Consider the following 11517-nt stretch of genomic DNA (forward strand, 5'->3'; position numbering starts at 1 on the left):
ACCATCAATAATATTTATAGCATTACTTACACCCACTAATGCAAATGTGGTAAATAATAGACCGATTATATAGGGCAAAAAGCAGCCAATATAAAATATCTTATGACTTAAAATTGTTTGAGTGATTGGCAGGCTTGTTTATCCTGCCCGAAGTAGCACTTGCGTTGCAATTCCTCATAGATTTTTAAATCAATTTCTTGCTTTTGCTCTAGTTTTTGCTTCTCTTGCGCCTTTTGTTCGCGATATTCTCTCATTTGAAAATAATTTGCAATATACATAAAAAAACAAACACATAAAATCATCAAAACATCTACCTTACGTAATTTCTTAATTCGCTCACAAAAGCCACATCTCATTGCCCTCTCCTTACTTTTGTAATTTCTTGCGTAAAAATACCATTATGCTCTCCATCACATCGTCCCAATCCTTGCTAGGCGATACCACGCTTTCCTTGCTATTATCCGCATACACAAAAGTGATATTCTGCCCATAGTGCATTATTTGCTTCAAAGCACAAGCGTTAGCTAAGACTTTTATGCGTATGAGTTCCAAAAAGGCTTCACTCTCCTTATCAAGCCCACCAAACCTATCAAAAATCTCAGATTCTATATCATTGACCGCGCTTATATTCTCACAAAGCGATAATCGCCGATACAGCTCCAAGCGCAATTTATCGCTTGCGATAAGCTGAGGGTTAAGATAGGCATTGATATTAAGCTTTAGATCACATTGACTTTGTGCTGCCACGCCCTTACCGCTTAAATAATGAATGCACTCCTCCAGCATACGTAAATACAATCCATAGCCGATATTTTTAATATGTCCGCTCTGCGCCTCTCCTAGAAGATTCCCACCACCTCGTATCTCTAGATCATAATAGGCTAAATTTTCCCCGCTGCCTAGATATGAATTTTTCTCTAATGCCATAAGCCGCTTTTTTGCTTCAGGCGTGATAGAATCCATATCTTGAAGCAAAAAGTAGCAAAACCCCTCTTTATTACTCCGCCCTACACGTCCTCGCAGCTGATGCAGATCCGCTATGCCAAATCTATCCGCCACAGCCACAATAATCGTGTTGGCATTAGGGAGATGAATGCCAGATTCTACAATGCTCGTGCAAAGTAAAAGATTGTATTTATTTGCTGCAAAATCACACATAATAGCCTCGCTTGTGGCATTATCCACTTGCGAATGCAATATAGCGATTTTAAGCTGTGGAAGGAGGCTTTGTAATTCATTAGCCCTTTTTTGAATACTTGCGATGTTATTATGAATATAAAATACCTGCCCACCACGCCTAAGCTCACGCAAAATCACTTCTTTAAGCAATGAATCTTTGCTAACTTTAATAAATGTCCGCACCGGAATTCTGTCCATCGGGGGAGTCTGCAGTGAACTTAGGGACTTGATTTGTGAGAGTGCCATATTAAGCGTGCGCGGGATAGGCGTAGCACTCATACTTAAAAGATGCGTATTAGCGCTTATCTCCTTGATACGTTCTTTTTGCTTCACGCCAAACTTATGCTCCTCATCTACCACAATAAGCCCTAATTTTGCAAACTCCGCCCCAAAAAGCGCGTGAGTGCCTACCACCACTTGCACTTCATTATTTTTAAGTGCCCAAAAAAGCTGCTTTTTCTCACTGCCTTTTAAGAATCTATCACATCGTCCCACACGCACACCAAAAGGTGATAATCGCGCCACAAGGGCGTGATAATGCTGTGAGCAAAGCAATGTAGTAGGCACTATCATTGCGGACTGATAACCGGACAAATAGGTAGCATATATGGCATTCATCGCCACTTCTGTTTTGCCAAAGCCCACATCGCCACTTAGCAGTCTATCCATTACCTTGCCCGAAGATAAATCCGCATAAATCTCCTCAATGCTACGCACTTGATCTTTTGTAAGAGTGAATCCACAGGCATTTTGAAATGTAAGCAATGCAGGATTTTGCACCTCAATCTTTATGCCTTGTAAAAGGTTGCGCTTAGCGGCAAGCTCAATAATACCATTGGCAATTTCTAAAAGCTTTACCCTCACCTTTTGCTTGAGTTTCGCAAAACTGCCTTTCCCTAGCCTATCAAGGAGGGGTATCTGCCCAGAATCTGCCACATATCTATCAATCATATTAAGATTCTCAACCGGTAATAAAAGTCTATCCTCACCCTGATAAGCAATTTCAATAAAATCCCTCACCACCCCAGCAATTTGGGCAGATTTTAACCCCATAAATAGCCCTATGCCATATTCACTATGCACGACATATTCACCCTGTGCGATTTCATTGAGCTTTAAGGTAGGCTTTTTATGCTTGAGCTTTGGTGCAAAGGTATTGAGCGAAAGGAGCAATTCATCAGGTGTGATAAGATTCACAACCGCGCTAGAATGCTTTATTTTAACACCCTCTAAATCACTTTTATCATAGGCTTTAAGCTTAATATCATTATGCGTTATGAGCGTAATAGCGCGATTAGAATGTGTCCTTATCATTGAGACAAGATTATTTGGCACGAAGCTTATATCGCTGTATCCCTCGCATATTTCACACACACACAAAGATTCTATATCTTTTAAAGGCAGGGCTTTCTCCATAGGATTAAGGCTATAGATCTCACTTGCCTCACTCAAAGCCTCTTGTGTAAGCAACGTGCAATATTGTAACGGCAGAAAATGTGCTCCCTCTCCTAGAAACCAGAATCCAAACGAGGCTATATCTTTACTGAATCCTTCAAAATTGCTCTTTTGTACTTGAGATTGGATACTTTCACTCTCTTGTGGATTGAGTGAAAAAAGCGCAGGAGGGATACATAGCTCTTGCAATTCATTGGGATTACTCATCTGTGTATGTATGTCAAAAGTGCGTATGCTCTCTACCTCATCATCAAAAAACGCAATGCGATTAGGATTGCCACTATAGGGGATAAAAATATCAATAATATCTCCTCTAAAGCTCACTTCCCCCTCTAGCTCCACCACCTCCACACATTCATATCCATACTCAATAATCTGCTCTTTAAGCGCGGAAAAATCATAATGAGAGGAGCGTGTGAGCGTAAAAGATTGTAATATATCTTGCTTAGGAAGCGCATATAGCACACTTGCGATAGGGGAGATAAGAATCTTAGGGAATTTTGCCTCATAAAATTTCCGTAATACATTGAGCGTGTGTAAAAACTCCTCGCGAAAGGAGCTTAAATCATCGCCAAAATGTATGGGTAGCTCGGGCAAGACAAAGGGCGTGGGAGAGCCAAATAAGCTAAAGACTTCACAAGCATCTTGGGCTTGTTTAGAATCATTAGTAAGGAGTAGCTCGTAAGTGAAATGCCCTTGTTTGAGAAGTCTGTACAGATGGGATTGTATCAAACTTCTCTCCCGTATTATTTATCTTTTTTAGGTAATTCAAGTGAGGCAATATCAGCTTTACTTGCCTTTAGGTCTTTGGTTTTGCTTTCCCCCATAAATATACCTTTGCGCTCAATGACAAATTCAGCCGTTGCGACTACGCCCTCTACTCGTCCCTGAGGCTTAATCTCAAGCACATTTGAGGTTACCTGCCCTATAAAGCGTCCGCTTACAATCAAACAAGCTGCTTGCACATCGCCACGCACCAAGCCACTTTTACCCACTATTACCGTGTCTTTGGAATAAATATTTCCCTCAAATTCTCCATCGATATGCAATCGACAATCTGTATTAATCTCTCCTTTAATTTTTGTGCCTTGTGCGATGATAGTTGCTCCTCCAGATGAGGCTAATCCATCAAGTTGTTTATTGTCGCTAACAAAGATTGCCATACTACACTCCTTTCTTTTTCAAAAATTGAATCAAAATTGCTCATCTTCCATTCCATAAAGTTTTTAGGATCAATGACTTTCCCTAAAAATCGTATTTCATAATGAAGATGAGGACCAGTGCTTTGTCCTGTATTGCCACTATAAGCGATGAGCTGCCCACGTTTGACAAACATTCCTTTTTGCACCACTATTTTATTCAAATGGGCATAATATGTCATAAACCCGAGTGAATGATCTATTTTAACAAGATAACCATAACCACCTGTTGAAAAATTTGCTGAAGTTACAACACCATCAGCCGTAGCATATACAGGTGTGCCAATAGGTGTCGCAAAATCTACACCTGTATGCAAATGACGTGTGAAAAATAAGGGGTGCGTCCTATACCCATAAGGTGCGGAAATGCGATTATATCCTGCCATAGGATAGCCATTAGGGACAAATTTCATCACAAAAGCCTTTTGTGTGCCTGTGAGTGAAGCCGCATCAATACGATGTTCTAAATTGCTCTCTCCTTCTTCTAATGGCTGCATAGATACGCCAATGATACTTTCTAAATCCTCTACACGATTATCTACTTGTGTCATTTCCTCGATTCTCTGCTCGATTTGAATATTAAGCGCTTCGTTTTTGGCAAGCATTCTTTCATAACGTTTAATAATTGTCTCATTCAATACAGACATTTTATTAATCTCTGCGCTAAAAGTTTTAATGGAAACCACTCCAAAAACCATTAGTGTTAAAATAAATACAACCACATAAAGACTAATTTGCTTAAAAATAGCGCTTACATTAAAATAACGCGATCCATTTTGATTGGTAATCATAAGCACTAAGCGGGATTTATTCAAACTCATTATGATTGGTTAATAAGCTCTTAAGTGGTCTTCGCCTTGGTAGCTCACACGATAATTTTTTAGCTGAATAATATCATCAAGCGCCCACACTAAACTCTTCCAATCAATGGCATTATTTACATCAATCACTTGGGTAAAATTCTCATTATTCCAATCAGTGTAATTTGCCACGGGAAGAGCAGAATCAATAAAATGTAAATCATAATACAAACTTGCATTTGCACCACTATATCCTATCACCTGTCCTTTAGTTACAAAATCGCCCTTTTGTACCACTACCTTGCCTAAATGCCCATAGCTTGAGGTAAAGCCATAAGAATGCTGAATTTGCACAAGATGATTTTCTCCTCCTGCTACCCGCACAGAATCAATAATGCCATTTGCCGTAGCATATACAGGTGTGCCTTGAACAAGTGTATAGATAGAAGCACTCTTGCTAGGAAAATTTTTAGAGGCAAAATCATCTACAGGATTGCCATTTGGAATAATCTTCAAAATCATATCTTTTTGTAGAGGAGTAAGAGAATCTAAATCAATATCTTGGTGATGATAGGTTTCGTGATTACGTTGATGCACATTTACAATATTTTCAAGTTCATTGATTTTACTGCTGATCTTAAGGAATTCATTGGTTTTGTAATCAATATTCCGCTCTAGCTCAATATTTTTTTCATAAATGCTTTGAAAGTTCTCACGCACTTGTGTATTGTTTGCCAAAATGACTTCAAGTTCACTCATTAAAAAGTGTGCCGCAATGAAATATAAAACAACAATTGCTAAAGTGCCAACCCCAGCAATAAGCGCTATTTTCTGCACTAGATGATGAACGCTAAACTGCCTTGAACCATTATCATCAATAATAGATATCATCAATTTATCTTGCATTATGTCCCTTTGTATAGTTGTAAAAATGTCTCTACGACACTAAAGGAGCCAAAAACGAGATAATCCTCATTTTCTTTCATCTGCCCCACATCAAAGTCCTCATATTGAATCGCTAGTGCTTCCAAAGTCTTAATTAAGCTCTCTTTAGGGCATATCCTAGAATATTCCACCGATAATATTAAAACTTCCTTAATAATTGGCAAAAGCGTGCGCAAAATGGCTTCAATATCTTTTTGAAGATAGCTATTATACACAAGATTCACTCTTTTTTCCCTAAAATATTCGCGTATGACCCTTGCTCCATCGATATTATGCCCTACATCAAGCGTAATATGGGGCGTTAGAGCTTCACATCGCCCACGAAGGCTTAAGGGCTTCAATGTGCTGAAATCAAATTTCATTCCAAAAAATGCAAGAGTGCGTATGGCTGTGTGCAGATTATCACATAAAAATGCGGGGAGAGAATAGGTTTTAATATATTTTTCAAATCCCTTTAAATCATCGTCTAAATGCCTTTTATAATCCATTTGCCACACATCACATTGCAATGCTTTTTGTTGAGCCATTTGCAAGGCAAGCTGCTCTACTATTTCATATTGTTGCTTTGCTACTATTACCCGCCCACTCATTGCCCTAAGCTTTGTTAATGCAATTTCTTCTATGCTATTACCCAACATTTCTTGGTGGTCTAGCCCAATAAGTGTATAAACACTCGTATTTGCACCTATCACAGAGGTAGAATCATACTCTCCGCCCACTCCTGCCTCTAGCACAAGATATTCATAATCCTTTGCCAAAAACAATGCCAAAAATGTAGCATATTCAAAATAGCTTGCCTCACGCACAGATTCTATGCTCCAAAGGTGCTGATGTGCTGCTTCAAGGGCTGAGAAGCTTATATCGTTTTGAGAATCTGGTGTAGCAAGATAAAAACGCTCATTAAAGCCGAAAATGTGCGGGGAGCTAAAATGCAGCGCCCTCTTGCCATTTTGTGCTAAGCCCATAGCAATAAATCGCCCCGTGCTGCCCTTGCCATTTGTCCCCATAATATGTATGATCTTACAGCTTTTGCCCAAATATTCATCCAATCCGCATAATGGCGCGATTTGCTTATAGATTCTATGCACTCGCGTAGTGTCAAAGGGTGCATATTCCCCACCTTTGCTTATAAGCACTTCATCAAGTGTTGGCATTTTTACCCCTATGACTTTGCTACAAAAGAGGGTGATAGCGTATCATCAAGCAAAGAGAGAAGTTTTTGGTTTAACTCCTCTAAAGTGTCAAATTCACTTCCGTTAAACATATTTAATTCTAACTCAAGAGCAAACAACACTCCTTGATATGAAAATTTCTGCTTCTCTAGCTGTTGTATGATAGGCTCAATTTCTTTAAGCACATTTTGGGTGTCCATATCCTTACATATCAGCACAAAACCACTATTGTAATATCCGGCTAATGAAGCATTTTGAATGGCAAGAAGGCATTTTTTCTTTAGAATCTCCATAGCTTTACTTAATGCTTGCTTGGTATCAATGTTTACTCCTTGGCTCAAAAAGGATACATTATTGACCTTTAACAGAGCTAAGCAGCTATTATGTATTTGCTCTTCTGTTACAATAGGGGTATTTTGAGCTATTTTTTTAATCCCTAGTATCTTTTCTATCCTTTCAAGGATACGTAGTTCAATCAATGCTTGAGGATGCATCATTAGCATAGAGGAAAGCTCCAATGCTTCCTTGCTTATAGTCCCTTGTGAATTGGGCTTGCGGAGTGTGAATACAACTATTCCTATTATCTTTTTAAGCACATCAATATGCACCTTAGATTCTCGAAATTGTGTCCAACCCTCTATAAGTCTTTTTGTGCTGTTAATGTAATTAAGCCCATTTGAGCGGAAGAGAAAATCAAAGCGATTTTTTGCTCCAATGGAGAATACATCAGCAATAATTCCAAGTAGCTTGCGGATAAGTGTTTTGAGCTGATGTGTATGCTCTATAGAATATGTTTCTTTGGTTTCTTTTAGTATCGATGCGAGCATATCGATAAATTCATTAGGATTACGTGCGGCTTTAAGTTGCTCTTGTGCATTTTTATCAAAGTCAAATTTGTTGAGCCAATACTTCTGCCAATTGAGCTCCTCTATCTGCTCTCCACCCTCACGCTTAGCAATCTCATAAAAAGTCTCGAAATAAGCTAAAGGTGTGGGAGGTTTCTTAGATGATTCTAACTTTTGTAAAGCTTTGCGGGAAATATCATCGATTTTCATCATAAAACTCCCCATAATATGCTACTTGGGAGATAAATTTATCTAAGGCTACATTAGCCGCATTTGCAATAGAATCTAAACGATATTGATCAAGCACAATCGTTGAGGTAAAATCTGCACTATAATCATAATATCCGCTATTTGTTACATCAAAATTTGCTCCATCAGTATTTTCAAAATGAATGCCAAGCACAATATTAGTGCGATAATAACTCACAAATCCTTGCTGATTATAGGCAATAGGTGTTTGAGTAAGGTTTTGCACATCAATTTTTAAGAAACTCTTTGCTTCCTGTCTAGTCTTAAGTTTGCTTCCAAACCGCTTAATTACTGCATTATTTACCGCATCTTTAATCCCCGGACTAGATTCTGGCACAGAGGAATTGACTATAATATCCACATACACGCCATCTTTAAAAATATTTTGTGCATAATGTGCCACAGGCTGATAGCCACAGCCCACAAAAAACCATAAAGCCACCACCAATACGACAAATCTCATCATTTCACCACAAAATTGACAAGCTTTTTGGGCACGATGATTTCTTTAAGAATCTGCGTTTCTTGCAACCATTTTTCCACATTTTGCTTGGCTTGAGAGATAAGCTCCTCATTTGTTAGATTGAGTGGCACTTCCATTTCTGCACGTTTTTTGCCATTAATGGTTATGGCATAGGTTATTTGTTCTTTTATCAAAGCAGCTTCATCAACTACAATATATTTAAAATTGCTTAGCTTAAAGTATTTCTCGCTCAGTTCCCAGCAGATATGTGGCACAATAGGCTCTAAAATATGTAGCAAAATATAATATCCCTCGCTCCACACTTGTGTATTATCTTGCTCACTTAAGGCATTAAAAGCTTCCATAGCCGCTGCAATAAGCGTATTAAAAGGATAACCTGCTTGTTTTTTGCTAAAAATATCGTGGCTTTTTTGCAAGGCTTCATAGACTTTTTGTCGTGCGTATTGCTCGGCTTTGCTTAAGGATTGATGATTAATAGAGGGCTTTTCTTCACAAGATTCTATATGAGCTGCCCTATCCCACAGCCGTTTTAAGAATCTATATGACCCCTCTAGTGCGCTATCATTCCATTCTAGCTCACGCACAGGCGGTGCGGCAAATAACACAAAAAGCCGCGCACTATCCGCCCCATAACGCGCGATAATATCATTGGGATTAACGACATTTCCCTTGCTCTTACTCATTTTTGCACCATTTTTTAGCACCATACCTTGTGTAAGCAGGTTTGCAAATGGCTCATTAATCTCCACATAGCCTAAATCACGTAATACCTTAGTGAAAAATCGCGCATAGAGCAAATGCAAAATAGCGTGTTCTATCCCGCCGATGTATTCATCGACATTGAGCCAATATGCCAAATGTGCCTTATCAAAGGGCTTTTCCTGCCACATAGATGAGGGCGTAGTGTAACGCAAGAAATACCAACTTGATTGCACGAAGGTATCCATCGTATCGCTTTCACGTATGGCTTCCTTGCCACATTGTGGGCAATGGCAATACTTCCAGCTTTTATGCTTATCGAGCGGATTGCCCTCGCCATCTATCACCACATCTTCAGGCAAAGTAATGGGGAGATTGGCATATTTTTCAGGCACAATGCCACAGGATTCACAATGCACCATAGGGATAGGCGCACCCCAATATCGCTGCCGCGAAACGCCCCAATCACGCAAACGATACATTATCACGCCCTTGCCTATACCCCTTTTTTCAAAAAGCGCGATAATAGCTTCTTTTGCCTCTGCGCTACTTAAGCCATCAAACTCCCCACTATTGACCAAATAGCCCTCTTCAATATCCGCTACTGCCTGTATATTCTCTGTGGGAATCTTAGCATTTTTATCTTTTACAATCACGCATTTAATGGGGAGATTATAAGTCTTAGCAAACTCAAAGTCCCGCTCATCGTGCATTGGCACACTCATAATCGCTCCCGTGCCATACTCCATAAGCACGAAGTTTGCTACCCATACGGGAATTTCCTCATTTGTCAGCGGGTGGATAACGCGCACTCCCAAATCAAAGCCGATTTTATCCTTTTGCGCCCTATCCCGCGCATTTGTGTTTCTTATGTTTTGAATAGATTCTATTAAATGTGGCGCGAGATGATTTTGCGCTAATAGAGCCTCTATGATAGGGTGTTCTGGCGCTAAGGCACAATATGTAGCTCCAAAAATCGTATCCGCACGTGTAGTAAAAACCGAAAGCGTCTCTAGGCCTGTTTTTTGTATAGAATCTGCGCTCAAAACAAAGTCAAAATGCAGCCCTTTAGACTTGCCTATCCAATTTCTTTGCATACTTAGCACTTGCGGAGGCCAATGCCCCTCTAATATGTCTAAATCGCTCAATAGCTCTTCGGCATAAGATGTAATCTTAATATAGTATTGAAACATCTGCTTTTGCACCACAGGCGTATCGCAGCGCCAACATTTCCCATCAATGACTTGCTCATTTGCTAGAATCGTCTTATCATTAGGACAGTAATTTAAATACGCCTCTTTGCGATAGATAAGCCCCTTTTCCCACATTTTGATGAAAAATTCCTGCTCAAAACGTGTATAAATGCTATCACTTGTAGCAAACTCTCGCTCTTGTGAAAAACTAAGCCCAAGTGAGCTAAGCTCCCTCCTCATGGTGTCTATATTACTATACGTCCAAGCCTTAGGGTGGCTTTTATGCTTGATGGCTGCATTTTCTGCAGGCATACCAAAGGCGTCCCAACCCATAGGATGCAGGACATTATAACCACTTTGACGATAATTTCTAGCGAGTGCATCACTGATACAATAATTCCGCACGTGCCCCATATGGATATTCCCACTAGGATAGGGAAACATACTTAAGATATACTTTTTCTTTTTTTGAGAATCTAACGCTAGAGGCTCAAAGCTCCTATGCTCCTGCCAATAGCGCTGCCACTTAGATTCTATCTCTTTTGGGTTATACTCCTGTGCCATATCTCACTCGCTTTTGCAAAATAAAAAGGCAATTATAAGCCAAAAGCTTAAATCAATAAGGCTATATCATTATTAAGAACAGTCTATAATATCAAAATCACGGATTTTTCTGCTCCTTGTTTTCTACTTGTGAATTGTTTTATTTGAAGTTTAAGATTCTTTAAATAGTTTTTAGTAAGAAAAAAAAAGGGGGGGGGGGGATTTGCTTCTACTTCCTTTTTAAGGGGCTTATTTATATAGCACGATAATAGAAATAGTAGCCATATAAACTTTATAAATCAATAAATCAAGCTATTCCACGTGCATCAAGAGCCCGACTAAGCGTCTTGTTAAGATCTCTTGTTAAATCAGGATTAAGCTCTTTGAGACGCTCTTCGGCATTAATGATAAGTTCTGTCGAGGTATTTCTATGCACAGTTACTGCAAACAAAAAGGCTTTTTTACGATAGTCGCTCAATTGAAGATCGTTATAGTATGTAAAGAAGCTTTCTGCTGCTTTACGAAGTTGAATCAAATCGCTTTTAGGATTGTCTAAAACCTTCATAATATCTTCTATGTTTGTTTGCATTTCTACTTCTATCGAAGGCTCAGGCTTTTTAGGGGCTGGTCCAAAAAACCATAGGGCTACAACTAGCGCCAATACAGCCACACAAAATATGCTTATAAGCATAAAAAGACTATTGGGGGACAAATCCATAGCAATCCTTGCAATAATTTCAATAAAGCAATTATC

General features: G+C 39.2%; 10 protein-coding genes. All 10 read right to left on the minus strand.

Annotated elements, in window-relative coordinates; genetic code table 11:
• Positions 1–107 precede the first annotated feature (107 nt).
• The 10 genes from QZ289_RS08930 to QZ289_RS08975 all read right to left on the minus strand — a co-directional run bounded on the left by QZ289_RS08930 (position 108) and on the right by QZ289_RS08975 (position 11481).
• The gene (locus QZ289_RS08930; RefSeq protein WP_295701759.1) at positions 108–356 is read right to left on the minus strand and encodes a hypothetical protein; all 249 of its coding nucleotides are present in this window, start codon (positions 354–356) and stop codon (positions 108–110) included.
• Positions 357–366: 10 nt separating this feature from the next.
• Positions 367–3366, minus strand: a complete 3000-nt coding sequence (mfd, locus tag QZ289_RS08935) for a transcription-repair coupling factor (RefSeq protein WP_295701761.1) — start codon at positions 3364–3366, stop codon at positions 367–369.
• 14 nt (positions 3367–3380) lie between these two features.
• The gene (locus tag QZ289_RS08940; protein WP_295701762.1) at positions 3381–3797 is read right to left on the minus strand and encodes a polymer-forming cytoskeletal protein; all 417 of its coding nucleotides are present in this window, start codon (positions 3795–3797) and stop codon (positions 3381–3383) included.
• Positions 3755–4654 (minus strand): M23 family metallopeptidase, encoded by a 900-nt coding sequence (locus QZ289_RS08945; RefSeq protein ID WP_295701764.1) that lies wholly within the window; start codon positions 4652–4654, stop codon positions 3755–3757. Before QZ289_RS08945 ends, QZ289_RS08940 begins: the two co-directional genes overlap by 43 nt.
• Positions 4655–4663: 9 nt before the next feature.
• Positions 4664–5539: a M23 family metallopeptidase gene (locus tag QZ289_RS08950; RefSeq protein ID WP_295701766.1), complete on the minus strand. Its 876-nt coding sequence runs from the start codon at positions 5537–5539 to the stop codon at positions 4664–4666.
• Positions 5539–6732, minus strand: coding sequence for a bifunctional folylpolyglutamate synthase/dihydrofolate synthase (locus QZ289_RS08955; RefSeq protein WP_295701767.1), 1194 nt, complete (start codon positions 6730–6732; stop codon positions 5539–5541). The genes QZ289_RS08950 and QZ289_RS08955 overlap by 1 nt, the downstream gene beginning before the upstream one ends.
• 8 nt (positions 6733–6740) lie before the next feature.
• Positions 6741–7808, minus strand: coding sequence for a hypothetical protein (locus QZ289_RS08960; RefSeq protein WP_295701768.1), 1068 nt, complete (start codon positions 7806–7808; stop codon positions 6741–6743).
• Positions 7792–8307 carry an LPS assembly lipoprotein LptE gene (gene lptE, locus QZ289_RS08965; RefSeq protein WP_295701770.1) on the minus strand — a complete coding sequence of 172 codons (516 nt, stop codon included), beginning with the start codon at positions 8305–8307 and terminating at the stop codon, positions 7792–7794. Before lptE ends, QZ289_RS08960 begins: the two co-directional genes overlap by 17 nt.
• Complete coding sequence (leuS, locus tag QZ289_RS08970; RefSeq protein WP_295701771.1) at positions 8307–10784, minus strand: leucine--tRNA ligase; 2478 nt, start codon at positions 10782–10784, stop codon at positions 8307–8309. The genes lptE and leuS overlap by 1 nt, the downstream gene beginning before the upstream one ends.
• Positions 10785–11070: 286 nt before the next feature.
• On the minus strand, positions 11071–11481 hold the full coding sequence (locus QZ289_RS08975; protein ID WP_295701773.1) for a hypothetical protein: 411 nt from the start codon (positions 11479–11481) through the stop codon (positions 11071–11073).
• Positions 11482–11517 lie beyond the last annotated feature (36 nt).

This window comes from uncultured Helicobacter sp. (assembly GCF_910577135.1).
Lineage (GTDB): Bacteria > Campylobacterota > Campylobacteria > Campylobacterales > Helicobacteraceae > Helicobacter_C > Helicobacter_C mastomyrinus.